The sequence below is a fragment of the Neobacillus sp. OS1-2 genome, from assembly GCF_030915505.1.
Lineage (GTDB): Bacteria > Bacillota > Bacilli > Bacillales > Cytobacillaceae > Neobacillus.
The window spans coordinates 2,153,423-2,177,424 of sequence record NZ_CP133265.1 but is presented as its reverse complement, the minus strand read 5'-3'; the positions used below and the strand labels follow the sequence as shown (position 1 = coordinate 2,177,424).

Annotated in this window: 23 protein-coding genes and 2 riboswitches; of the genes, 10 read left to right on the top strand and 13 right to left on the bottom strand. The window is 36.5% G+C overall.

The window, feature by feature from the left end:
• Positions 1–73 precede the first annotated feature (73 nt).
• Positions 74–658, top strand: coding sequence for a hypothetical protein (locus tag RCG19_RS10765; RefSeq protein WP_308110770.1), 585 nt, complete (start codon positions 74–76; stop codon positions 656–658).
• Positions 659–1,079: 421 nt separating this feature from the next.
• Here RCG19_RS10765 and RCG19_RS10760 read toward each other — a convergent pair whose 3' ends face one another.
• Together RCG19_RS10760 and RCG19_RS10755 are read right to left on the bottom strand one after the other, a co-directional pair.
• Positions 1,080–1,994: a tyrosine-type recombinase/integrase gene (locus tag RCG19_RS10760; RefSeq protein ID WP_308110769.1), complete on the bottom strand. Its 915-nt coding sequence runs from the start codon at positions 1,992–1,994 to the stop codon at positions 1,080–1,082.
• A gap of 766 nt (positions 1,995–2,760) precedes the next feature.
• On the bottom strand, positions 2,761–3,168 hold the full coding sequence (locus RCG19_RS10755) for a hypothetical protein (protein WP_308110768.1): 408 nt from the start codon (positions 3,166–3,168) through the stop codon (positions 2,761–2,763).
• Between the two features lie 193 nt (positions 3,169–3,361).
• Between RCG19_RS10755 and RCG19_RS10750 the strand changes: the two genes are divergently transcribed.
• The 6 genes from RCG19_RS10750 (at position 3,362) to RCG19_RS10725 (ending at position 9,100) form a co-directional block, all read left to right on the top strand.
• Positions 3,362–4,147, top strand: coding sequence for an ABC transporter permease (locus tag RCG19_RS10750; RefSeq protein ID WP_308110767.1), 786 nt, complete (start codon positions 3,362–3,364; stop codon positions 4,145–4,147).
• 2 nt (positions 4,148–4,149) lie between these two features.
• Positions 4,150–5,661: a hypothetical protein gene (locus RCG19_RS10745; RefSeq protein WP_308110766.1), complete on the top strand. Its 1,512-nt coding sequence runs from the start codon at positions 4,150–4,152 to the stop codon at positions 5,659–5,661.
• 9 nt (positions 5,662–5,670) lie between these two features.
• The gene (locus RCG19_RS10740) at positions 5,671–6,309 is read left to right on the top strand and encodes an ATP-binding cassette domain-containing protein (protein ID WP_374049593.1); all 639 of its coding nucleotides are present in this window, start codon (positions 5,671–5,673) and stop codon (positions 6,307–6,309) included.
• 662 nt (positions 6,310–6,971) lie between these two features.
• Positions 6,972–7,493 (top strand): RNA polymerase sigma factor, encoded by a 522-nt coding sequence (locus tag RCG19_RS10735; RefSeq protein ID WP_308110764.1) that lies wholly within the window; start codon positions 6,972–6,974, stop codon positions 7,491–7,493.
• Positions 7,477–8,562, top strand: coding sequence for a DUF4030 domain-containing protein (locus RCG19_RS10730; RefSeq protein ID WP_308110763.1), 1,086 nt, complete (start codon positions 7,477–7,479; stop codon positions 8,560–8,562). Before RCG19_RS10735 ends, RCG19_RS10730 begins: the two co-directional genes overlap by 17 nt.
• Before the next feature lie 358 nt (positions 8,563–8,920).
• On the top strand, positions 8,921–9,100 hold the full coding sequence (locus RCG19_RS10725) for a hypothetical protein (protein WP_308110762.1): 180 nt from the start codon (positions 8,921–8,923) through the stop codon (positions 9,098–9,100).
• Between the two features lie 641 nt (positions 9,101–9,741).
• Here RCG19_RS10725 and RCG19_RS10720 read toward each other — a convergent pair.
• Positions 9,742–10,302, bottom strand: a complete 561-nt coding sequence (locus RCG19_RS10720; protein ID WP_308110761.1) for a hypothetical protein — start codon at positions 10,300–10,302, stop codon at positions 9,742–9,744.
• Between the two features lie 991 nt (positions 10,303–11,293).
• Between RCG19_RS10720 and RCG19_RS10715 the strand changes: the two genes are divergently transcribed.
• Positions 11,294–11,965, top strand: coding sequence for a hypothetical protein (locus RCG19_RS10715; RefSeq protein WP_308110760.1), 672 nt, complete (start codon positions 11,294–11,296; stop codon positions 11,963–11,965).
• A 15-nt stretch (positions 11,966–11,980) separates the two neighbouring features.
• Positions 11,981–12,193, top strand: a complete 213-nt coding sequence (locus tag RCG19_RS10710; RefSeq protein ID WP_308110759.1) for a hypothetical protein — start codon at positions 11,981–11,983, stop codon at positions 12,191–12,193.
• A 619-nt stretch (positions 12,194–12,812) separates the two neighbouring features.
• Here RCG19_RS10710 and RCG19_RS10705 read toward each other — a convergent pair.
• The 4 genes from RCG19_RS10705 to RCG19_RS10690 all read right to left on the bottom strand — a co-directional run bounded on the left by RCG19_RS10705 (position 12,813) and on the right by RCG19_RS10690 (position 15,360).
• Positions 12,813–13,310: a hypothetical protein gene (locus RCG19_RS10705; RefSeq protein ID WP_308110758.1), complete on the bottom strand. Its 498-nt coding sequence runs from the start codon at positions 13,308–13,310 to the stop codon at positions 12,813–12,815.
• Between the two features lie 51 nt (positions 13,311–13,361).
• Entirely contained in the window at positions 13,362–14,399 is a 1,038-nt protein-coding gene (locus RCG19_RS10700) for a bifunctional lytic transglycosylase/C40 family peptidase (RefSeq protein ID WP_308110757.1), read from the bottom strand.
• Positions 14,400–14,494: 95 nt separating this feature from the next.
• Positions 14,495–14,794: a hypothetical protein gene (locus tag RCG19_RS10695; RefSeq protein ID WP_308110756.1), complete on the bottom strand. Its 300-nt coding sequence runs from the start codon at positions 14,792–14,794 to the stop codon at positions 14,495–14,497.
• Positions 14,785–15,360: a hypothetical protein gene (locus RCG19_RS10690; protein WP_308110755.1), complete on the bottom strand. Its 576-nt coding sequence runs from the start codon at positions 15,358–15,360 to the stop codon at positions 14,785–14,787. The genes RCG19_RS10695 and RCG19_RS10690 overlap by 10 nt, the downstream gene beginning before the upstream one ends.
• Positions 15,361–15,641: 281 nt before the next feature.
• Between RCG19_RS10690 and RCG19_RS10685 the strand changes: the two genes are divergently transcribed.
• Entirely contained in the window at positions 15,642–15,788 is a 147-nt protein-coding gene (locus tag RCG19_RS10685) for a hypothetical protein (RefSeq protein ID WP_308110754.1), read from the top strand.
• Between the two features lie 153 nt (positions 15,789–15,941).
• Here RCG19_RS10685 and ribE (RCG19_RS10680) read toward each other — a convergent pair whose 3' ends face one another.
• The 6 genes from ribE (RCG19_RS10680) to RCG19_RS10655 form a co-directional block, all read right to left on the bottom strand.
• Positions 15,942–16,406 (bottom strand): 6,7-dimethyl-8-ribityllumazine synthase, encoded by a 465-nt coding sequence (gene ribE, locus RCG19_RS10680; RefSeq protein ID WP_166246228.1) that lies wholly within the window; start codon positions 16,404–16,406, stop codon positions 15,942–15,944.
• A 12-nt stretch (positions 16,407–16,418) separates the two neighbouring features.
• Positions 16,419–17,609: a bifunctional 3,4-dihydroxy-2-butanone-4-phosphate synthase/GTP cyclohydrolase II gene (locus RCG19_RS10675; protein WP_308110753.1), complete on the bottom strand. Its 1,191-nt coding sequence runs from the start codon at positions 17,607–17,609 to the stop codon at positions 16,419–16,421.
• Between the two features lie 19 nt (positions 17,610–17,628).
• Positions 17,629–18,267, bottom strand: coding sequence for a riboflavin synthase (ribE, locus tag RCG19_RS10670; RefSeq protein WP_308110752.1), 639 nt, complete (start codon positions 18,265–18,267; stop codon positions 17,629–17,631).
• Positions 18,268–18,277: 10 nt separating this feature from the next.
• Positions 18,278–19,360 (bottom strand): bifunctional diaminohydroxyphosphoribosylaminopyrimidine deaminase/5-amino-6-(5-phosphoribosylamino)uracil reductase RibD, encoded by a 1,083-nt coding sequence (ribD, locus tag RCG19_RS10665; RefSeq protein WP_308110751.1) that lies wholly within the window; start codon positions 19,358–19,360, stop codon positions 18,278–18,280.
• 141 nt (positions 19,361–19,501) lie between these two features.
• Positions 19,502–19,635: riboswitch (FMN riboswitch) on the bottom strand.
• Between the two features lie 145 nt (positions 19,636–19,780).
• A riboswitch (FMN riboswitch) is annotated at positions 19,781–19,913 on the bottom strand.
• A gap of 198 nt (positions 19,914–20,111) precedes the next feature.
• Positions 20,112–21,848, bottom strand: a complete 1,737-nt coding sequence (locus tag RCG19_RS10660; protein WP_308110750.1) for an ABC transporter ATP-binding protein — start codon at positions 21,846–21,848, stop codon at positions 20,112–20,114.
• A complete protein-coding gene (locus tag RCG19_RS10655; protein ID WP_308110749.1) occupies positions 21,845–23,587 on the bottom strand; it encodes an ABC transporter ATP-binding protein in 1,743 nt (580 codons plus the stop codon). Before RCG19_RS10655 ends, RCG19_RS10660 begins: the two co-directional genes overlap by 4 nt.
• Between the last annotated feature and the right edge of the window lie 415 nt (positions 23,588–24,002).

Below are 24,002 nucleotides of genomic sequence, written 5' to 3'. Positions count from 1 at the left end.
ACTGTTCCCATAACCCGATACCCTATTTCTAAAATAGTTATAGGAGGGAATTTTTTGAAAAGGGGGAAACATAATGTTAAATTATATTAATATAATCCTTCTACTAATTGTTTTTGTTATTCTTTTTGTAGTAATAAAAAATATTAAAAGTGTTAAGAAATCACTTTCAAAGAAAAAAGAACATCATATCTTTCAAGCTAACACCATTGGAAAAAAAGTTAATTCTGTCGAGGTGAATGATGGTAAATGTAATTTAGATATTAAAAGTATCACGAGCAATCACTTACTAGGAATTTTAATTAGTAGTTCTTGTCCTGCTTGTATGTCACATTTTGAAAACTTTTTAAGTATTAGTTCAAAAATAATTTCATCTAAAGACTATTATGTATTTTTACATGAAAATGATCTTGCAGTAAAAGAATATCTTTCTTTGATTCAACAAGATTTTCAAATACTATATTATAAAGATAACTTCATTAAAGACTTAGAAATCGGCTTTTTACCAGCTTTTTTTATGTTGGATAAAGATGGTGTAATGGAAATTGTAACTCCAATTGAGGAACAATTCATATTAAAACTAACAAATTTAGGATTATACCAGCTTGAAATTAACAATTCTGTTGCTTTGTACGAAAGCGCTAATAGCGCAGTGGTATAATTTAGGCCTAAATTATTTATCCCAATACTCTGGTAAGATTTAATCCAGTTTATATGATGCTGGCAGAATCGCCAAAATCATATTAACCAAGACCGTCTATATGGCACTTACCATACGTCAAGGAAACTGCTGGGTTAGGAATGCAGAAGAATAAGTTCAGTCATGGTATAGAGGGGCGAATCTCCATCTGAAAGGCACTTTTGTTTCGCTTATAAAAATCATTCAAAAAGAGTCAGATAAAAATTATTCTGGTTCTTTTTTGATGATATAAACTTTAATTTTATATTTTTGAGTCTTTGTTAGTTTAATAAGGGGAATCGTTTAGGAAAAGGGCTTAGCGCCGCCAATCCGCATTTTCCTGACGGTACCCCATTTTGTTCGATTCCCGTATTAAGGAATTATATTTCCTTTACATAAGAGATTAAAATTTTGGCATAGCTTCAACGGCATCCGCCAAATCACTATAAGAATCCTTTAAATACCGCGCAGTAGTTGAAATGTTACTATGGCCGGCCAACCTTCTCACCTTTTCAATGTCATTATTCGTGGCTTTCAACATCCATTTACAAAATGTATGCCTGAACATATGAGGTGTTAATTTTTTCTTCGGTAAACTGTAATTTTCAATCATCGTCTGGATCCCACGAACGGTAAATTGGGATGACCGTTGGCTGTAGAATACATAAGGAGAATCTTCTACATGTACTTTCTTGTTAGCCATCTCTCCTCTAAAAATCAACCAATCGTACAGTTCCTGCCACAAGATATTAGACATAGGTACCGTCCGAATCTTCCGGCCTTTCCCAACTATCCGAATACGTTTTAGTTCCAAATCAAGATCGGTTAACCTTAAGTTAGATAGTTCATCCACCCTCAAACCAGCATAGGTCAATAAATAAATAATCGCTCGATCTCGGCGATACTTTTCTTCAGGATTTACTCCTCTGCTTCGGACCGGTGTCTTTCTTACACGATTCAATAGATCTTCAAACTCTTCTTCTGTCAGCCACATGATTTTTTCAGAATCTTCATCAGCCGATTTGATATCCTGAATTTCTTCCATCGGGTTATGCTGCAGCTTCTTATGTTTAACTGCCCAGGAATAAAAACTGCGCAAAGCATTTAACCTGCGATTAATGGTGGTAATCGCTAATGGTTTTCCTTCTTGTTGATTTAACATGCCACTGATCCACTTTCTTACATCTGTTGCTGTCACAAATTGATCTGGCTGAATATGTAAATCCTCCAAAAATTTATGGATATCATTCCGATAAGAAATAACGGTTTTCGGAGATTTGTCTTCTTTTTCTAGTTTAGAAATATATTCCTCAATCACATTTCTCACCTCTTGACTTATATGCTGAGTTTAATCATCGGAAAATCATATAAAATAGAATCGAAAGTAACTATTATATGACGAGTATATCATACCATTTTGGAAGGTTGAATGTATATAATGTAAATTATATGCTTAGTTAAATATCTATACTGGAATCTGCTAAGGTAATAGTTCCCCTATTCAACAACCGTTAAAACTTTCTTGGCTTTTCAATCTTTATCTTGATTTACAGGTGAACATAGCCATGCAATTAAACAAAAAAATGTAAAAACCAAACCTCTAGTATCTTCTTTTCTCTACTTTTCACCTTTATTGCTGGTAGTCATGTTATTCGGAAGTATGCTTACGTATTATCATTTTAAGGAATTTGGAATCTCCCCATAGCGCCAAATTCATAAAGCTGATACGGCACAAGCAACAACCACTATTGTAAGCGTCAAATAGGGTTTTAGTTTTTCCTAAAGATCATACCAATTCATCGTTTGATCAATCATAACTAAAGGATGGGTAGAATCATACATTTGGAGATAAAACCTTCGATTCTGTTCAACTTGTTGAGGAGAATCTGTGAATAGCATAAAAAACCTCCTCTTTTATATTGCTTCGAGGAGATTTAAAAACTTTTTTACTATTTTATCTATTGATAATATACTTTTTCAACAGACTGCAGGTCCTAAGACATTTTGTGTCTTAGAACCTTTTTTTGCAACTGCAACTTCACATGTCTACTTATCTAATATAACCACCAATTTCATAGCAATCATTAATAAGTCTTAAAAGTTCCTGTAACATTTACTTTTACTGGTGTGGATAGATCATTACTAAATTGAAGTCTATACCCCTCACCTTCCTGGTTCAAATAAACTCTTTCCCATGACCCTTTGACATTATCTCCGACATTCCGTATCCAGCTAGTATTTGGGTCAATACCACCGCTTCTTTGAGCCCTAATATCTACGGTGTAGTCGCCTCCCACATTGGAACTTACAAAAGCAATCCTCTCTCCAGTTGTTAAGTAACCGGTCATTCCTACATAACCAGTGTATGCAGAACCGTTAAAAGCACCTACATCTTTATTATATCCTACCCAATTTTCACCTGCCTGAACGACACCTCCTGTAACGAGTAGTGCTAGAGCTGACCCAAGAACTAGACTTTTAACTTTTTTCATATGTATATCTCCTTTATTTTGTATTACCTCACTTATTATATGAGATTGGTATTATTATAGATGTAAGAAATGGAAAAATTAAAGGGTTTCTTCCATTTTTGTTTACAAACACCAAATATTGAAAAGTATATATAAATAATATAAAGTTGTATAGAAGTCTAATTTTATAAAAAAGTAGATAGGGGTAATAATAATGTTAACAGGTCAGCTATGGATTGAACTCAAACGTGCTATCAAGATTAAAAATATAATAAAGTGGCTAATTATTATTCTGGTAATACCACTAAGTTCATTCTACCCCGTCATGGAAGGGTACTATTATTCTTATTCTGTGGAAGTGTTTCAAGAAATGGTGGGATTATTTATTCCGTTGATCTTTCCTGTACTGGTAGTTTTCATTTATCTACCAGACTTTGTACAAGAGCAGAAAAATAATTTTATTACATACACTCGCACTAGAATACCCTTAAACCTTTATATCCTTACTAAGGGTATAATAAACGCATTCTTAACAGGTTTTATTTTATTTTTAATGGTCTTTTTTTCGTTTGTATTTGCGGTATTCATTGAACCAAATTATTTACAATTAGTAGCTCTTTCTCCACCCTTGGAAGGAAATTACAGTAGTAGTGTTACCTTTTCTCAATTTTTAAAGTATGGAGATTTGGTTTACGGTTTAGTTTATTCAATATGGGTGGCTTTAAATGCTGTCCTATACACAACTATTTCATTCTTACTAATGCTTATTATAAGGCGACCTTTTGTTGCTTTATCCGTTCCATTTCTGTTTTATCATGTTTTTAATTTTGTTGCGGGTGTATTTGGTGTAGCGCGATTTTCTCCTCTAAGTACTATATTCCCATTCAATATTGAACAACAGGAGTTGTGGACCACAATGGTACCTTTTACTTTCCTGATAATAGTGGCAAGTATTATATATATATTAGTAGTTCGTAATAGGGACGAATGGATGATATAAGAATGACAAATATAAAATTATCCATAGCCAGGTATTTTGAAGAATTAATAAGTTTGAAATGGTTAGTGCTGGGTGTCCTTATCTATTTCTACGGTACCGTGTTGAAGAAGCGAATCGTAGAGAACGCTATTTTTGATGGTGTAAATATAAATGGGTGGGATATTTCCTTAAATTTGTTCAACGATATGTATATGATTGTTTATTTTGTCGTTCCTTTAATGTTATTTTTCTCGACTACAACTATCTTGGATGATTTTAATCATGAAATATTGATTCGTGTAGGATCGATGCAAAAATGGGTTTTTCGTTCACTTAAGAGATTTTGGATAAAATCCTCTATATTTTTGTTGATTTGGGTTTTTATGTGTCAATTTTTAACCATTGGGTTGCCTCATTCTTGGAGCTGGAGTCAGTTTAGTAATTCCAATAATCTTTATAATACACTTAATGAGGTTGTTGTCATTTTTTCAACTCCTTTAACGGTATTTATTTTACAGTTGGTTTTGTTTATTTTTGCGATATCCATGTTACATGTGTTTTTGTCATTAGTTTATGTAACTATAAAAAAAATAAATCTCCTTCTAATAATGTGTGTAATTCTGTTTATTGGAGGTTTGGTAGGTTTTAAATTATTACCTAGTGAATATGCCTACTTATCACCTACCACCTATTTTTCTATTACAAAATATATTCATTCATTTAATCCTGCACTAAAAGGATTAGGCATTCTTGCGGTTCAAATAATAGTGTTTACCTTATATTTATTGATGATTGATTTAAATAAAAAAAGGTACTTTCAATCAGTAAAACCATATCTATCTCATTTAATCTACATATCTTTATGTCTGCTGGGGATTATTTCTTCGTCCAACAATTTAGGTCCAACTGAGGGGACTATATTAGATGTTTGGGTAATGTCCTTTAGAGGGACTAGTTCAGAGAGTTTTTCATATTCTTCATTTTTCTACTACTCAATCGTATTTTTCGGGTTAGTATATTTAGTGAATTTCGATATAAGTAAAGAGTTAGATAGTTTGGGGTTTTATAAGATTATCCGTTTTAGAAGTTTAAAAAAGTGGTTTTGGAGTTGGTTTAGAAGAATTTTATTAAGAGTAATCTTCTTGTTATTGCTTTTTATGATATTGTCTGTGACAGTGGGGTTATTTACAGGTAGAGAAATTCAATATAAGTTGACGGTGTTTGATGCGCCTCTGTACACTGTTTTTTATCACTTTTTAATAAATGGATTTTTACAAATTGTTGTCTATATCTTGTTTGTATTCATCTTTTCGTGGACTAGAAAAGATGCGAGTCATGGGATCGTTATAATGAGTATTTTTATGATCATAATGTTGCCGGGAATTAATCAGTTAGGTGTAATTCCTGTAGGCTTAAATAGCTTGGTATACTTGGAGTATTTTTCGCCATTGCGAATAACGTTGGTTTTATTAATTTCTAGTTTTGTTATTTATTCTGTAATAAAATACCTTTTCACTAAAAGTATAAAAATGTAAGTGGGGGCGATGATATTGTCTTTGATTTCAGTAAACGAAGTAAGTAAAAGCTTTAAGGGAAATGCTTTGTTTGAAAATGTGAATTTAGATATTGAAAAAGGAAAGATTTATGGATTTGTGGGTCCGAATGGTTCCGGTAAATCAGTTCTATTTAAAATGATTTGTGGATTTATTTTCCCAGACAAAGGGACGATATCAATTCAAGGTTCGGAGATAGGGAAGGATAAGAGGTTTCCGGAGAATTTTGGGGTTATTATAGATCGCCCTGGCTTTATTGCAAATAAAACTGGTTTTGAAAATTTAAAAGAATTATCTTTAATACAAGGAGTAGTAGATGACAAACAGATCATTGAAACAATGAAGATAGTTGGTTTAGATCCAAATTATACTCAAAAGGCTAAGAATTACTCCTTAGGGATGAAGCAGAAGTTAGCTATATGTCAGGCAATTATGGAAAATCAGGAAGTCTTAATTTTAGATGAACCATTCAATGCTTTAGATATTGATAGTGTTAAAAGAGTGCGTGACTTATTAATTGGTTTTAAAGAAGAAGGACGGACTATACTGCTAACGAGCCACAATCAAGAAGATATAAAAATATGTGACGTGGTTTACAGGATTAATAGTTCTAAATTAGAAAGAATTTAATTGCTGGTTTTTGAGAACACGGAACAGATACCTGGGATTTCACGATAATTCCACAGTGCAAATGTTTTGAAATAACCAAAGGCCCTAAGAAAGTTCTTAGGGCCTTTATGTGAAGAGGAATTTGTTATTTCTTTTAGGGGTACCATCAGGAAAATGGGCTTAGCGTTGTAAATCCGATTTCCTGACGGACCCCCATTACAAATTATTGCAGTCTACAGCAAGAGCCCTGTCATTATGCCTTAGATGGAAAATTTAAAACGGGGTTTCATAGTAAACCTTTTCGGGGGGATATGCAAAATACCCAGTATGAAAATCAAAGAAAGATGTGAAGATCTTGGTGGAGAAGAGATTCTTACAACAGTTCAGGACATTTTAGTCATTGGATCGAACGACTAAGTAAACGGGTGGCCAGTACAAATCTGACCACCCATTTTTAATGCAATTTATCGTTTGAAATGGGTGCAATTTATCTCTTAAAGTCACAGCTAGAAAACCAGTATAATTAATAAGTGTTCATAAATTGATGAGTTTTTGAACAATAAAACAGGGTAATCCTTTTTGAGAATTATCCCATTTTTAAAAAGTGATTCAAAAACACAACGTTTTTTTAGCTATTACGTCTAAGCATTGAACATCCAAGAAAGGAGGGATGGAAATTGTCCGTGTACAGAAAAGAAGAAATTGCAGATTGGTATGATCAGCATAGTAAATCTATTTTAAGTTTTATTTTATTGATGGTTAGGGATTATCAACAGGCAGAGGACTTGACCCATGATACTTTTGTTAAAGCGTATTTATATTATGATTCATTTAAACATCACTCCAGCGAAAAAACATGGCTATTTAGTATTGCTCATAATTTAACAGTTGATTTTTTAAGAAAGCGTAAACCTAGCCTTTTTTTAAAAGAAATATTTCTATTACAAAATGACAATACCCCATTGCCAGAAGAAATGCTTCAAATTAAAGAGGAATCATATGAACTTTATAAAGCATTAGGCGAACTTAAAGATACATACAGAAAGGTAATCATTTTAAGAAAGATCAAAGGTTTTTCTATTGAGGATACTGCGAAGATATTAAATTGGTCTGAGAGTAAAGTGAAATCAATGCTTTTCAGGGCAATTCCAGCGCTAAAAAGGCAACTAATAAAGGAGGGATATTGGGATGAAGAAACCGTTTGAAGATACTGATCTTGATGATTCCTTAAGAAAGTTAAATTCTGATTTAATGTGGAAAACAAAACAAAAACAAGAATTAAAAAAACGAATTATAACTGATATTGAAACATTGGGATCCATAGAGAAAATCAAAAACCTTATCCTATCCAACCATGCGAATAAAGGAAGTGTGATTCGGAGGTTAACATATTCCGGCATTGCGTTGGTAATATTAGTTGGTTTATTTATCGGTTCAGCCTTTATTTCTCCTGCAATGGCGGAGGTAGCGTCAAAAATCCCATATTTAAATAAAATATTTCATTCAGAGCCTATAAATCGTACTATATGGAAGGAATTGGAACGAAAGGGTTATAAAATAGCTGGACTAGGTGGAAATGGCAAGCATATTTTCATATCTATCGATGGATCGAAACAATATTTTCAGGATGTTCATGAAGAAGTGGAGAAAATTGCAGCCAATATATTAAAAACGAATGACTATGATGGATATAAAATAAAAGTAGAAAGACAAATTGATCAACCAGTTCCATCGATTCCTGAGCGTGATCAAGCAATCAGCGAAGCGTTGGAACAAAGTTATAACCAATTGATTAAATTACAATTTAATGTGCTTTCCCACGGGTATCAACATCTTTCTCCTAACTCAGACAAAGTGATCATCCACATAGATATTCCTAACACTGAGAAAAGGATAGAGGAAATAAAGAAAATTGTAAATGAGAGTCTAAAGGCAAAAAATATTGACTCATACGATATCAAGACTAATAAAATAGACCTTGCTCAAAGAGAGAAAGAATCCAAGTGGAATGAAGTATTTGATGTGATATTTGAGGGATTAACAGCAAAAAAGGAATATAAAGTAACTGGATTCGCTTACTCCTTCCATCCAGCACCTCTTCAAATTATTATAAAGACATCAATAAATACTACCGATAAAGATGCGGATGAAAAGGTTCGCATTATTGAAGAGACAATTAATGAATTCTTAAATTCTGAGGAAATTCAAAGTAAGATTGGTGGAGATCCATATGAAATTATCATTAGAGGAAAAGATAAAAAAAGAATAAATTAGGATGCTTATAACTTTGTGAATGGTTTAAAAAAAGCCGATACTTCCTGGTAGGGAAAAATCGGCTTTTTTATGTCGAAATTTGCTTAGCATACGTTTTCTGATTTGTTGGTACCCCTTAGAATAGTTTTAGGACTAAAATATAGGTCTAAGCCAATCTCATTTTATAATTTAGAGATTGGCTATTTATTATAAGTGTCCTTAACGTTGTAAATGCGCTTCCTGACTCAACCCCAACTAGTCCCGTGAACAGGGGAAAAGGGAGCGATAACCTCAAACCCTTACCTATCTGTATCAAATGATGTTTATGTTATAATTGGTATTAGCATATATTGGATAACAAGGAAAAGGAGTATAAATAATGGGTGCTTTCGTAGTCTTTCTTATTATTACTTTAACAGTTATCGCAGACTTATATTGGCTTGATAAAGTCCGAAAAAGATGGGGTTGGATGAAAAATTGGTCTAATCTAAATAAAGGTATTTTTTTATCTGGATATATTATAGTTTCCAGTTTAATTTATTTTGATTTGAGTATTTAATATCTAAGATGATGCAACTTTTTAAAGTAACGGGTGCTTTTGGTCAATTTCTCCAATTATTATGAAGCTAAAAGTATGCAAGTTTTTATTTATTACTTTCAATGTAAATAATTCTTTTGTAATTAGAACTCTTTTTTATAAATTTTATAAAAATTTAATTAATAATGGTGATTCTTATGAGATTGGATGATAAAAGGAGACAGCTTCAAAAAAAATACAGGCAGGAAATAGAGCAAAAAAGAGTGGATGAAAAAGTTAAAAATAAAGAAAAACTATTAATTGTCACTGCCCTTTTTCTTATAGTCATTATAATCATACTTTTCCAAGATGTTTTTTTCAATCCTAACAACCGGATAATCCGGATAATTAGCTAGGATTGAAAAAGGTAGAATGATTCAAACATATCGTTGAAATAGTCCAAATTCTTTCCAATGTACATTTTATTTTCCTTGCAACCTAGGAATGATTCCATTCATATGTTTGAAGTAAAAATGAATATGGAGCCCGACAGAATTCATTAGAAAAGACCAGCATAAGAAAGTTGATAAGCCAATAAGTAATGTTTTTCAACATATAAAATAAATAACAGAACCATGTTCTGTTATTTATTTTAACGCATTCATTTTATTTAAAAATATCTATCAATCCCAAAATTGAACATAAACATCATCAAATGGATATGTTAATTTTGACAAATGTAACTCCGCTGTGCCGTCATCCCCATCAACCCAACCATTAATTCCACGATAAACGACTTCAAATATCCCTACAGATTTGGGTCCAGTAAAATCATCAACCGAAAATTCCGAAAGAGGATCTTCCTCAACCAATTTGTACATATATGTAGTACCGCTATATTTATATTGGTGAATAATAAGCTTAAAATCCCCACCATGAGAATAAACCGTTTGAGATCTACTCTTAAACAAGCTATCTCCAATTAGATCCCATCTCCCTGCATCCATTGGCATCATAACATTAGCATATGGATCATCTGATATTTTAATAATTTCTCTTGTTCCTCCATTTTCGAGGACTGTTGACTCAATAATTTGTCCATTTTCTACATTTTGAAAGTCAATAATTTGTTCATTTTCTACATTTTTTGAGTCAATCTCAGATGCGCTAGCGTATGTACTATTAACATTCGAAACAATACCAAAAACAAGCATCAATCCTACAGTAAGCAATATTTTTTTCATTTTTATCCTCCAAAAAAATAAAATAGTAAATCAATAGTTAATAAGTAATATAAATTATCCCTCCATTTCTCTTAAAAATCCCTTTTTTGTATTTCGTAGGTTGAAATATTCATATAATTCTATTTTACTATAATTGACATTGAAATATTTGTCAATTATTACAAAAAATAATAAAATAACAAATGTTTTGCTAAAAAAAATCCCCAAAAATACCTTTTGATGATTTATCAGTTATTATTGAAAGTCTTTTGTGCTATTTGAAAATAAAATTGCTCAAGCAAGTCTCCATTTCTTAAAAGGGGAAAGGTCTTAGGTTTCTGAAGTTTTTCGACCAGCTATGTAAAAAAATTGGATTGTTATAATAAAATTGCAGAAGTGTTAATTATCCAAAGGGAAATCCCGTAAGAATTATTTTGCTTTTTCAAAACAACTGCTATTTCTGAACTCAAGTCAATCGGTAAGTTATCTTTTAGTGGTTTTCTTTAGAATGAGATAAACGATATTTTGTTACTTTGGATCATGAGCGAATTGATAATGAAAAGAAGGATTCTATTATTTTTTCAAAAGAGAAGGAGATTATCGAATTACAAAAAAATTCAAGAACTGGAAGCTGTAACAAATAGAGAATAGCTTAAAAGCTTAAAATGGGTCTCCCCCATTTTGGGGAACAGTCCCGAAATTGCCGATTTACAACGTTAAGCAATTTTATGAAGTAAAAATATTTAACTTAACAACGATAAGGGATTTTGAGACATGTATATAACAACTTAATAATTGCCTAAAATGTTGGATACCAACAAAAAAAGCCTAAATAAGACATAATTGTATATTAAATCATGTTATTTTCCATTTTTTAATAAATATTTTCATTTATTTCATATAAATGTATTGTTTTCCATATATTCAAAGATTATTATTAAGTGGACATTATTTCAATCTATTAATTTTAATTATTAAAATAGTGTCTACTTTAAAGAAAGAAGGGATAGTTTTGAAGTTAAGAAAATTTTTAGTGTCAGTTTTGGCTTTAGGATTTATTTTCATGTATGCTCAACCATCTTTTGCAAATGAATTGAAAAGTAACAAAGCTACTAGTGGTACCATAGATTTAAACGATCCAAATACTAAATTTAGTGAAGTCCTAACTTTTGATGAAATAGTTAAAGAAATCGCAGTTGATCAGGGGATATCTGAAAATCAAGCAGCAAACCAACTTATGTCAAGCCAGAATTCAAAAATATTAGAGTCAGCTATTTCTCCTTTAGGCACATCTTCTGTGTCTACTTTAGCAGCTACATATCGTACAATAACTCAATCATTTACTGTTACATCCATATACAAACCGTCTGTGAAGTTTTATACGCAAACAAGTGAAGGAGGAGGTTACTGGGGAATAGTTACGATCTTAAATGTTGGTATGAATAGATCTTATAATGGAATTTCCAAACAATTTGGTGGCACTGTTTATTCTAACCTAGAAACTGCTGCAAGAATTTTTTACATTGTAAATGGAGATTTTTTTAATAACGGTACTACTACCGTTTCTGGTGGTGGTGAAGTAGCAGTTGGTGTTGGAGCATCAGCAACAGTAAATTTTAATCTTTCCTATTCATCAAATTTCTACAAATATTGCTATGTGGAAGGAAGAATTTATACACAATAATAGGAGTTATAAAACATGAATAATAAAAACCCAAAAAAAATTTTGTTAATCATTAATCTTATTGTTGGGATTTTAATTACTGTTGCCCCAATTATTATTACAGGACATGTTTATGATGTAACACACGTCATAGGAAATTTATTAGTAGGAGAATTCGTTATACGAACAGTGTCATTAATAATTGGATTAATAATTATTAATGAAGGAATAAAGACTTATTTTAAATAATAAGAAAAAACATAATTTCTAGATCTTATCTAATCATATGCATAAGTACGGCTTAGATAAGATCATGACATTACAGGAGTTTATGAACAACTAGGAAAAAGGGAGTAGCTTTAATGCTGCTCCCTCTTTTTTGGGGTCCACAATGGTTTGTATATTTCACTAGAAGACACAGAATGGCTTTTTCCGAGCAGGAAAGGGTATAGACCTATTATACTCGGATCCAGGCTTACAGGCAGCTCAATAAAGCAGCGAAAATGGGGGTACAGTCCCGAAAATGCCGATTTACAACGTTAAGCAATTTTAAGAAGTAAAAATGTTTAACTTAACAACGATAAGGGATTTTGAGACATGTATATGAGATATTTAAAACCTTTTAACTGCTGTTATTGAGTTGTTTCTCCTATTGATACAAACCTCATAATCCCTTGATATAACAGCATTTGTGTCCTTAACGTTGTAACCGCGTTTTGTTGGTAGGACCCCTTATATGAGGGGCCACTCTGGAAAATAACTTTCAATTGTTATCTCCCTTAATAACATATTAGTTAATTGCCAGAAACAGTCTGCAGCTTTGGGGGACTAAGTAAAAAACTCCAACACCTTATCATGGATTGGAGTTTTATTCTCGACCTGTTAATTGTCCGACAAACTCAACATCATCTATTCTCCAGCCTTGCTCTTTCACATAGACCAAGAACGTTTTGACAATGACTGTTTTCGTGTTGGTAACATTATTAAATTCTGTACTTAGCTTAAATTCATTAAAAAATTCGGCTTCTGTTTTTGAAGATTGATATTCAAAAGGCTTTAATCCTACCATTGAAGATTGAACTGATTGGTCCGAATTCGGAAGTTCCATGCCCGAAGGGTGGGTTGCCTTATATCCCTGATCGGTCATGAAAGACTTAATGTTCTTATATCGTTCAGCGGTCGTTTGGTAGGTGAAAAAGTTTGTTAGAAATTTCCGGTTTACCTCTAATGCTTCCGTGTTTTGGATAGATGATAAGGAAGCGATCTTTTCTTCGTAGTTGCTTTGGTTCCCTCTGACTTCTTGTAATTGTGTTCGTAAACTGAAGGCATACACAATAAAAACAGCAGCAGCAATAAATCCAAGCATTAGTAAAATATAATTTTTCTTTTTATTTGGTTCTATGACGTCTCACCTCCATTACTGAATCCGTCTAAAGCCTAAAAAGGGATAGAAGCTTTTCCATTGTTCAACAGAAGAATAGGACGTTCCATCACCGCTATTCGAATTAATAAATTTCCCATCTCCCACATACATTCCAACATGGGACGCACCTGGTTTGTAGGTAGAGAAGAAGACTAAATCACCGGGCTTTATTTGATCTTCAGGAACGGGTATCGTTTTGTTGTATTGGGATTGAGCTGTTCCAGACAGATCAATTCCGACTTGTGCAAAAGCATATTCTATTAACCCCGAACAATCAAACCCTCCTGCTGCTGGTGTTCTGCCTCCCCACAAATAAGGAAGGCCAAGAAACTCCCTCATAATATGATGAACTTCTTCCACATCAAACGATTGTGTACCGTTACCCTTAACTGCAACGCTCCCCTCACCAGAATTGTAATAGCGAAGCACATGATCAACATAGTTTACGTCTCCGTATCGGGGCCAACCCGATTTAGCAGCCATCATTTGGCTAAATTCCATGGCCACTTCTTTGGAATACCCCCCGCGTTCCAAGGCGTAGCCAATGAATCCATTTCCGAAATTGTACGACTGCAAGGCTAATTTAATATCGCCTTTGGCTTGCTTCATCACTTCGGCAAAATATTTCACACCAATTTGAATAGAATATTCAGGGTCGGTAATGGCTCCGGGAGGAAGTCCGATTGACTCTGAGGATTGCATCACATCTAAATGTCTTCCCCCTGACTCTTGTTGGATAAGAGCCAGGATAAGGCCTACATATTCACCAACCCCATATTCTTCTGCATATTTCCGTATAAGAGGCTCATATCGTAAAGCTTCTGCTGATACTTCCGCTGTTCCTCCGGCTCCTTCTCCTGATATCCCCGATTCGAATTGATTCTCTCCACCCAGGCTAATAGAAATAAATAAAGCAATTCCGAAAATAGGTGTGAGAAGAAGAAGGATACCAGCAATTATCCAAGTAAGTGGGTTTTTAAGAACGGCTATGGTTTTAGCAACTTTTACACCTTTCTCCAAAACACCTTGCATAAGCTCTCCCCTTTCTAAAAGCAGTTGCGACGCAATGAAACAAGTCATTGTTCATGAAATGAAATGTAATTGCGACATAATGCTTTTCTCCAACATCATTTTCGTTGTTTGGCACTTGGGTCTCTACTTTCTGATCTCTTTACATTTTCAGTAGGTGGATTGGCATTTCGCGATTTAATCTGTTGTTGAGCTTCCCATTGAGTGAGATGTTTTTCTCTTGAAGCAGCTACTTCATTTTTACTGTCCATTCTTCCTGACGGACTACGGTGAGAGGAAGGTTTAACCTCTTCGTTTTTTCTAGCTTCTCGATTAGAATTTCGAGCCGCCTGATTAGTATTACTTCTACTCTTACTAGCCTCTTCACCTTTTCCACTTTTGTAATCATCTAAATGCACAATAGCACCACCAGCATTTCGTGAAGCTGAGCGTGGGGATGTTCCTGCTGCCAATACTGCGGCCGCATTTTTCCCACCTTTACCCGTAGCTTGTTGCCCTGGATTGTTCCCTGATACTTGTTTTTGTGGGGTATTCTCCCCCCTGCATTTCGGTGATTTGATCGGGCTCCACTCGTTTCTATACCAGGTGTAGCAGTTGTAGCCGTTTTCCGTCCTGTTCCTACTTCACCTGATTGAAATCCTTCTTGGCGCTTTTTATATTGATGATTTTTATATGCTTGCCCCACCATTCTTTTTGCACCCTTGAAACCTTTTTCGCCAGCGTCACCCATTTTGCTAAATGAGTTTGTTGTTACTCTCTCAACGACTTGTTGACCTTGTATCATCCCCGCTGAAGCAACTTCGAATAGTTCAGAACGGTATTTAAATAATCCCCACATGGTAATACAGATCAAGAAGACGACAAACGCATAGCCTTCTACTCCATTCGTAACTTTGACTGATTCATAAAGCAAGCTAACAATTCCCGTAATGACAGCGATTAAAAGCACCAATCCTGCTTTCATCAGTAACACGCCTACTATTTTTTTCCGTGATTTAACGCACTTTCACTATTTCGTGTTACACTGAATTCGTCAATTCCGATTTACTGAAAGGATGAATTCAGATGATGTATGATGTACAGACCAATGACCGCGGACAGATTACAATACCTAAAGAGTTAAGAAATACAGTGAATTGAAGGTAAGCTTGGATTCAGATGGCCGGATTATTCTTTATAAATCTGACCTTTTCGATGATGTGGAAGATTTGATTCGTAAAGATTTGGAGAATGAAGGTTTATCCTTTGAGGAAATTGAAAAGAAGTTACCTGAACGAGAAAAAATTAGGCAAAGCCTTACTAAAAATGTCGCATGAAGTGAATGAAGAAATTGAACGGGGCGAATATATAACACTTGACCATTTAAAAGAGAATTTGGAAGATGAGGATTAATAATGTATGAAACTTTTGAAGATTAAGGTTAAGTTAAAATTATAAGCATTGGTACATGCAAAAATTTTTATGATGAATTGAAACGACGATTATAGATATAGAAAATGGGTCAGTCCCCTCCGCTTTCTAGCTGCGGAGGGACTGTCCCAAAAATTAAAACAACCGATTCAAATTTGCCATTTCAATGGCCGATACCGCCGCATCATAGCCTTTGTTACCTGATTTTGTTCCAGAGCGCTCGATAGCTTGCTCAATGGTTTCGGTTGTCACAATGCCGAACATAACCGGCACACCTGTTGTTAAGCCAGCACTCGCAATCCCTTTAGCTGCTTCATTACAGACGTAATCGTAGTGAGTAGTAGATCCGCGAATAACGGTTCCCAGACCGATGATCGCATCGTATTTTTTCGTTTCTGCCATCTTCTTCGCGATAAACGGCACCTCGAATGCCCCTGGCACCCAAGCAACATCTATATCTTCTTCAGACACACCGTGACGTTTCAAGCCATCCATTGCTCCGCCCAATAATTTGCTTGTTAAAAATTCATTAAATCTTCCTACCACGATCCCAATTTTTAAATCCGTTCCGACTAATTGTGCTTCAAATACTTGTCCCATTTTTCATCTCTCCTATGCTAAAATATGATTCATTTTTTCTTTTTTTGTCATTAAATACTGTTTATTCTCTGCTACAGCAGCCACTTCAAGCGGCACACGTTCTATCACTTCAATGCCGTATTTCGTTAAGCCTTCCAGTTTCTCAGGATTGTTTGTCATCAAACGCACCTTCGTAATCCCTAAATCTCGGAGCATTTGCGCCGATAACCCATAATCACGCATTTCCGCCGGGAATCCTAACTGCTCATTTGCTTCGACTGTATCATACCCCTGCTCTTGCAACTCATAGGCTTTTAACTTATTTAGCAGACCAATATCCCTGCCTTCTTGCTCCATGTAGAGCACGACACCACGGCCCGCTTCTTCTATCATTTCTAATGACAGATGCAATTGCGGTCCACAGTCACAACGTTTTGAATGAAAAACGTCCCCTGTCAAACACTCAGAATGAATCCGAACAAGTGGCGCCTCCTCTTTAAGAATATCGCCTTTCACGATAGCAACATGTTCTTTCCCATCTAGCTGATTAGAATAACCAATCATCTGAAATTCGCCAAAGGATGTTGGCAGTTTCACTGATGCCTCACGTTTTACAAGCTGCTCATGTTCATAACGATAGCGGATTAAATCGGCAATCGTCACCAACTTCAAATCGTACGTTTCAGCAAATTTTATTAGTTCTGGCACCCTTGCCATTTCGCCGTTATCACTCATAATTTCGCAAATGACCCCAGCAGGCTGCGCACCGCAAAGCTTCGCAAAATCAACTGCCGCTTCCGTATGTCCATTTCTCTCCAGAACACCGTTTTCCTTGGCTACAAGCGGGAACACATGACCAGGCCGACGAAAATCCGTGCCGGTGACTTCCCCGTCTAACAGTTGTAAAATCGTTTCAGACCGCTCAAAGGCACTAATACCAGTCGTCGTATCCTTATAATCAATACTAACTGTAAAAGCCGTTTGATGATTATCCGTATTGTGCTGAACCATCGGATGTAAATCGAGACGTGCCGCTAATTCCTTCGTGATAGGGGTGCAGATTAAGCCGCGGCCGTGTGTAGCCATAAAGTTAATATTCTCTGGTGTTGCATAATCGGCCAGCACCAAAAAGTCCCCTTCATTTTCACGATTCTCATCATCGACCACGATAATGATTTTCCCCTTTTTCAAATCCTCCATTGCTTCTTCAATGGTATGAAACATTGTCAATACACCGCCTTTTCTAGAATCCATTCTGTCTTAAAAAATCCATCGTAATCGGCGAACTCTCTTTCTTTCGTTCCAACTGATGAATCACATATTTTCCGAGCATGTCATTTTCAATATTCACGACATCCTGCTCTCTTTTAATTCCTAGAATCGTTTCACTAAAAGTAAGAGGAATAAGTGAAACGGTCAACTGTGTTGGTTTTACATCAAAAATGGTTAAACTGATTCCATCAATCGCAATTGATCCCTTTAGCACGCAATATTTACTCAGTTCTTCGCTGATGCCGATATCAACATATACTGCATTTTCAACTTTCCTTTTTCGTAAAATGGTGCCTGTCCCATCCACATGCCCGGAGACAAAATGCCCGCCAAATCGGCCATTTGCCGGCATCGCCCGTTCCAAATTGACGGGGTGGCCTATTTGTAACGACCGGATATTGGTTGCCTTTACCGTCTCCGGCATCACATCAACCGTAAAGGTGCCAGCCGAAAAAGAGGTGACGGTTAAGCAGACGCCGTTTACCGCAATACTGTCGCCCAAATGGATGTCTTCAATCATTTTTTGGGATTCTATCGTTAACTGCATACTATGAGGCCCATTTTTCATTGCTTTGACCTTACCTAAATCTTCTACAATTCCTGTAAACATGATTGTCACCTCATTTCAGTACCGACGTTATTTTTAAGTCTCCACCAATCACTTCTACCTGTTGAAAGTTCAATTCGTAAGCGTACTCCATTTGCTGTACATCTAAATCAGCAAACATCGGAACTGCCCGATTACCGCCGACAATCTTTGGTGCAACATAGGTAATCATTTGGTTTACAAATCCTGATTTCAAAAAACTGGCATTGACGGTTTTACCACCTTCTACATAAAGTTTCATCACCTGACGTTTTCCAAGCTCCGCAAGCAGCTCGGTAATATCGATGGCCCGCGTTGAAAGTTGGATGATTTTTACATGTGGTTGGTGAAAACTAGCTATCTTTTCAGCCGCTGCATCCGAACCGGTGACAATCCACGTTGGTGACTGGCCATCCGTGATCACTTTTTTATCATGCGGCATCTTTAAATGCGTATCTAATATGATTCGAATTGGTTGTCTCTTCGTCTTACCCAAGCGATTTGTGAGGCTTGGATTATCAGATAAGATGGTACCAATTCCAACTAAAATGGCATCCTGTTTCTCGCGATCATTGTGCACATCTTGCTGCACCTCACTGCCGGTAATCTTTTCACCAAAACCTGGCTGTGCCGCTAACTTACCATCCAGCGTAATGGCCTGCTTCAATGTCACAAAAGGTCTATTTTGTTGTATAAAATGAAAGAATGCCTCATTTAATGCATCTGCCTTTTCTTTTAAAGCGCCTGTTTTCACTTCAATCCCAGCATTTCGCAAAAGAGCAATTCCTTTGCCAGCAACTAATGGATTGGGATCCACAGAGGCGATGACTACACGTTCCACACCGGATTCTATTAAGGCCATCGCACATGGAGGTGTTTTTCCATAATGACTGCATGGTTCAAGCGTTACATAAATAGTACTTCCCTTGGCCCGACTTCCTGCCATTTTTAGTGCATGAACCTCAGCATGCTCGGTTCCTGCCTTCAAATGGGCACCAAATCCGATGATTTCGCCATCCTTTACCATCACTGCACCCACGACAGGATTCGGTGCCGTTTGCCCTTCTGCAACCTGGGCCAATTTCAAGGCAAAATCCATATAGAACTCATCCGTCATCTTATTCCCTCCTCCTTTTTTGCAAAAATAAAACTCCTTAGAATAAGTCAACTAAGGAGTTTAGGGAGAGTATGTAAAATGGCAACACTAAATAAGCCTACTGAAGGTTATTTTTTCTTCACAAGCTGGTACCATTGCGCATACGTCCTTCTCCCATCCAGACTATACTGTCGGCTTTGGATTTGCACCAAATCCTACCTTTACAAAAAGGCTCACGGGCTTAGAATTTCTTCATCACCGTCGATTGGGACTTTCACCCGACCCCGAAGGACTTTGCATATGAAATTATTTTGAGGTTTTACGCAAAAATAAAACCCCATAGAATATGTCTACGGGGTGGTTAGGAGTTTTCGTGTTATAAGCATCGACAAATAAACCTTTTGAAGTGTGTTTTTCTTCATAAGGAAATAAGCGTACTCAAACGTCCTTCTCCCATCCAGACTATACTGTCGGCTTTGGATTCACACCAAATCCTGCCTTTATAAAAGGCTCACGGGCTTAGAATTTCTTCATCACCGTCGATTGGGACTTTCACCCGACCCCGAAGGACTATTCATATTTATCCTATATTATAGCACGAATAGTTTCAGAAATCATACTAATTGGATCTGTTGGGCAAAAAGGGCCGCCCCATGCGCCTTCCTCCTCCTACCCAGCCTTACTCGCGACTCAATATAAACAAAACAATACTCTCACAAAAAAGGTCAGTCCCCCGTCGTTTTATACCACGAGTGACTGACCTCTTTTATTTTTATACCTGTAGTGATTTTGCTTGCATCTGGTACATTTGGTTATAGATGCCGCCTTGGGCAAGTAGTTCATCGTGGGTGCCTTGTTCTTTAATGACACCGCGTTCTAATACAAGAATGCGATCGGCATTTTTTATGGTTGATAGGCGGTGGGCAATAATAAAGGTCGTTCGCCCTTTCTTCAGAACCTCCATTGCATGCTGAATGATTTCTTCCGTTTCTGTATCAATATTCGAGGTTGCTTCATCCAAAATTAATATTGCCGGATCAAAAGCAAGCGCACGGGCGAAAGAAATAAGCTGACGCTGTCCTGAGGAAAGGGTGCTGCCTTTTTCAATTACAGGCTCATCGATTCCTTTTTCAAGATTTTTGAGGACCCGCTCGGCACCGACTGCAGTCAAGGCCTCTTCCACTTTTTCGCGGGTAATTTTCGGGTCATTCAAACTTACATTCGATGCAATCGTTCCCGTGAATAGATAGGGATCTTGTAAAACAATACCCATATGTTGACGAATCGTCTGTCTTGGCACATTTGTTACGTCAATCCCATCAATATAAATCTTCCCCTTCGATGGGTCATAGAAACGGAACAATAGATTCATAATGGAACTCTTTCCAGAACCCGTATGGCCAACAAGTGCGACCGTTTCACCGCGATTCGCTTCAAATGATACATTTTTCAACACATAGTCATTTTCTTTATAAGCAAATGAAACATCTTCAAAAAGGACATGCCCGTCGTATCGCGGCATTATCTCTTGTGATACGTTCTCACCGGTGTTATCCAACACCTCAAATACTCTTTGCCCGGCAACGAGGGAGCGTTCCAGTTGTGAAAACTGATTGACCACATTCGTGATCGGATTGAATAATCTCGTTAAGTAATCCACAAACGCATAAAGTGTACCCGAGGACACGATCTCTGCTGTTGTGAATGATTGTGTCCCAAAATAAACAATAAAAATCGTAAACAGGATGAGACGCAACGAATTCACTAGGTTAAAGGACGTGGCTGAATCTAAAAATAATAATTTGCGCTGATAGGCATAATGCTCTTCGTTCATCTCATCAAATTCCTTCGTCATTTGCTTTTCGCGGCGAAAGGCTTGAATAATGGTCATTCCCTGAATGGATTCATTGATCATCGCATTAATATCAGCAATTTTTGTCCGAATCACCCCATTGTATTGGGCAGCATATTTTCGATATAAGATCATCCAAAGATAAATAATCGGTATCATGATTAAGGCAATCAGCGCCATTTTCCAATTTAAAATAAATAGGGCGATATAGACACCCGCTATCGAAATGAAACTTGTTGCGAAGTTAGAAAGCACCTGCACATATAAATTTCGTAAGGCTTCGGTATCATTGGTAACACGTGCGACAATTTTTCCTGCCGGCAATTGATCAAAGTACTGGATCGGCAATGTTTGAATATGCGCAAATACGTCTTGCCGTAATCGTTGGACAACACGATTTGCGCCCATTTGCAAATAGATATACATAAAATAACGGAAAATCGCTGTTGCCACGGCTAAGATAAAGTATAAACACAAGAGCCAGGCAATCGGCTTCATATCTATTTTTCCAATGGTCATATGTTCATCGATAATATATTTTGCTATAAATGGACCTGCAAGTTCCGTAACTACAGCGATCGTTAGGAATAATAGCCCCAGAAAGATCGGCCGCTTGAAATAAAGCGCATAGTTTGTTAATCGTTTACTCGTCCTCATGCCCCGCCCCCCTCTAACTGTTGACGGTCAAATTGTTCTTTATACCAGCCATTTTTCTTGATAAGTTCCTCATGCGTCCCTTGCTCGGTAATTTGTCCTTCATCTAGCACGATAATTTGATCCGCGTGCTGCACACCAGATAAACGATGGGTCGTAATAATGGTGGTTTTCCCGCTTCGTTCATTCTGAATGTTTTGTAGGATACGAGTCTCCGTTTTGGCATCGACCGCTGATAAGGAGTCATCAAGAATTAATATTTCCGGATCCTTAATAAGTGCACGAGCAATTGACACCCGCTGCTTTTGTCCGCCTGATAAGGAGACCCCTTTTTCTCCGACAAGGGTTTCAAGCCCCATCGGCAGGTTCTCTAAATCCTTTTTGAAGTAGGCAAGGTGAATGGCCTCCTGCAATTCAGCTTCTGTTGCATCTTCCTTACCGAATAAGATATTTTCCCGAATGGTCCGTGAGAACAACACATGGTCCTGTGGGACATACCCGATCCAATCCAGAATTTGTTCCTTTGTCTGCGAAGCGATATCTGTTCCGGCAATCAATAATTGACCTTGATCAAGTGGGTATTCCCGCAGTAATTGCCGTAAAAAGGTGGTTTTTCCTGCGCCCGTTTTGCCAACAATCCCAAGGGTTTCCCCCTTTTTAAGTGACAACGAGATTTGTTGTAAATTTTTCACTTGGCTTGTCGGGTATTGAAACATCAAATCATCAAACCCAATCACACTCGGGGTCTTAATGGCAACAGGGTCACTCGTATTTTGAACATCTGCCACATACTCAAGGGTTTCCTGGACCCGATCAAGTGAGGCATTCCCTTGTTGCATCACATTGATTAATTCACCAATAGCAAAAATGGGCCATACGGCAATCCCTAAATAGACATTAAAGGTAACGAGTTGGCCGACAGTCATTTCACCATTAGACACAAGAAAGGCACCGTAACCAAGTGCGACAACATAGCTAATACCTGTTCCAACTTTTGTAATCGGCCCGAATAAGGCATTAATTTTCGCAGTATCCATATTTTTCGCGTATACTTCTTCGCTCTTGTCAGCAAAATTCATTTCATCCTTTTTCTCCTGAACATAAGCCCGAATGACACGGACACCGGCAACAGATTCTAAAACACTATCATTCAGTTCACCGAATGAGTCCTGTGCCTTCATATATCGTTCATGGACAAGCTTACCCAAATATTGAATTAATACGGCCATAATTGGTACTGGCAGCATAGCGAAAAACGTTAATTTCCATGAAATCATGAACCCCATTGCACAAATAATGGCACCCATATATAACGTGGAATCTATAAGCGTCATGATCCCAAATCCCGCTGTAATTGAAACCGCATTTAAATCATTTGTCGCGCGTGCCATTAAGTCACCCGTCCGATTCTTTTCATAAAAGGTTGGCGTCATTTTTAAAAATTGCCGCATTAATTTACGGCGCATTATTTTTTCAAGATTAATAGCCCCTTCAAATAAACGGTATTGCCACACAAAATTTAATAAATAACCAAAGACAATAATCGCAATAAAAATGAGCATATATTGACCTAATATCGCTCTTGTCATTTTACCCGCTGTTAAAACATCAATAACAGTGCCCAGTAAATACGGCGGAACCACTTCCAACACACTGGCTATTATTAATACGATAACGGCAATGGCGTACTGCTTCCGATACTGTTTAAAAAACCAGCTTAGCTTTCCTAAAACATCAAACATGTATCAAACCCACTTTCCCTACATTCTGTAAACCATCACTACCCGCAATCTAGCCAATCCTTTTTGAAAATCAATCTTGTTTGCTTACACCACATCGTCCTCTACTCCTTTGATATCAACTTCACCAAAAAATCCGACAACAAAAAAAGCATACCCTAAAAAGAGCATGCTTCTTTTTGGAAAGGGATAGAAAACATCTCCATACCCTTCATCACGATCGGAATTCATTAAATGACAGAAAACAGGTATGGATAACATATGAAATTAGCATGTACGTTGACGACAGTAAGATCTCTCATTATCCATTCCTCCTTCATAAAATGTTTGGTGTTCTTGAAGGTTACCATTTTTTTCATAGTATTGTCAACAGTCAGAAAAATCATCCCATACAAAAGGGCGGCCCCAGTTTTGGAAC

Bases quoted from the DNA above. Each gene is read 5' to 3' on its own strand.
- RCG19_RS10765 (WP_308110770.1), top strand. From the start codon at position 74: ATGTTAAATTATATTAATATAATCCTTCTACTAATTGTTTTTGTTATT.
- RCG19_RS10730 (WP_308110763.1), top strand. From the start codon at position 7,477: ATGAAGAAACCGTTTGAAGATACTGATCTTGATGATTCCTTAAGAAAG.
- RCG19_RS10755 (WP_308110768.1), bottom strand. From the start codon at position 3,168: ATGAAAAAAGTTAAAAGTCTAGTTCTTGGGTCAGCTCTAGCACTACTC.
- RCG19_RS10675 (WP_308110753.1), bottom strand. From the start codon at position 17,609: ATGTTTCATACCATTGAAGAAGCAATGGAGGATTTGAAAAAGGGGAAA.
- RCG19_RS10710 (WP_308110759.1), top strand. From the start codon at position 11,981: ATGAATAATAAAAACCCAAAAAAAATTTTGTTAATCATTAATCTTATT.
- RCG19_RS10660 (WP_308110750.1), bottom strand. From the start codon at position 21,848: ATGAGGACGAGTAAACGATTAACAAACTATGCGCTTTATTTCAAGCGG.
- RCG19_RS10740 (WP_374049593.1), top strand. From the start codon at position 5,671: ATGATATTGTCTTTGATTTCAGTAAACGAAGTAAGTAAAAGCTTTAAG.
- RCG19_RS10705 (WP_308110758.1), bottom strand. From the start codon at position 13,310: ATGCTTGGATTTATTGCTGCTGCTGTTTTTATTGTGTATGCCTTCAGT.
- RCG19_RS10720 (WP_308110761.1), bottom strand. From the start codon at position 10,302: ATGAAAAAAATATTGCTTACTGTAGGATTGATGCTTGTTTTTGGTATT.
- RCG19_RS10700 (WP_308110757.1), bottom strand. From the start codon at position 14,399: ATGCAAGGTGTTTTGGAGAAAGGTGTAAAAGTTGCTAAAACCATAGCC.
- ribD (WP_308110751.1), bottom strand. From the start codon at position 19,360: ATGACGGATGAGTTCTATATGGATTTTGCCTTGAAATTGGCCCAGGTT.
- RCG19_RS10750 (WP_308110767.1), top strand. From the start codon at position 3,362: ATGTTAACAGGTCAGCTATGGATTGAACTCAAACGTGCTATCAAGATT.
- RCG19_RS10655 (WP_308110749.1), bottom strand. From the start codon at position 23,587: ATGTTTGATGTTTTAGGAAAGCTAAGCTGGTTTTTTAAACAGTATCGG.
- RCG19_RS10690 (WP_308110755.1), bottom strand. From the start codon at position 15,360: ATGAAAGCAGGATTGGTGCTTTTAATCGCTGTCATTACGGGAATTGTT.
- ribE (WP_308110752.1), bottom strand. From the start codon at position 18,267: ATGTTTACAGGAATTGTAGAAGATTTAGGTAAGGTCAAAGCAATGAAA.
- RCG19_RS10745 (WP_308110766.1), top strand. From the start codon at position 4,150: ATGACAAATATAAAATTATCCATAGCCAGGTATTTTGAAGAATTAATA.
- ribE (WP_166246228.1), bottom strand. From the start codon at position 16,406: ATGGGACAAGTATTTGAAGCACAATTAGTCGGAACGGATTTAAAAATT.
- RCG19_RS10725 (WP_308110762.1), top strand. From the start codon at position 8,921: ATGGGTGCTTTCGTAGTCTTTCTTATTATTACTTTAACAGTTATCGCA.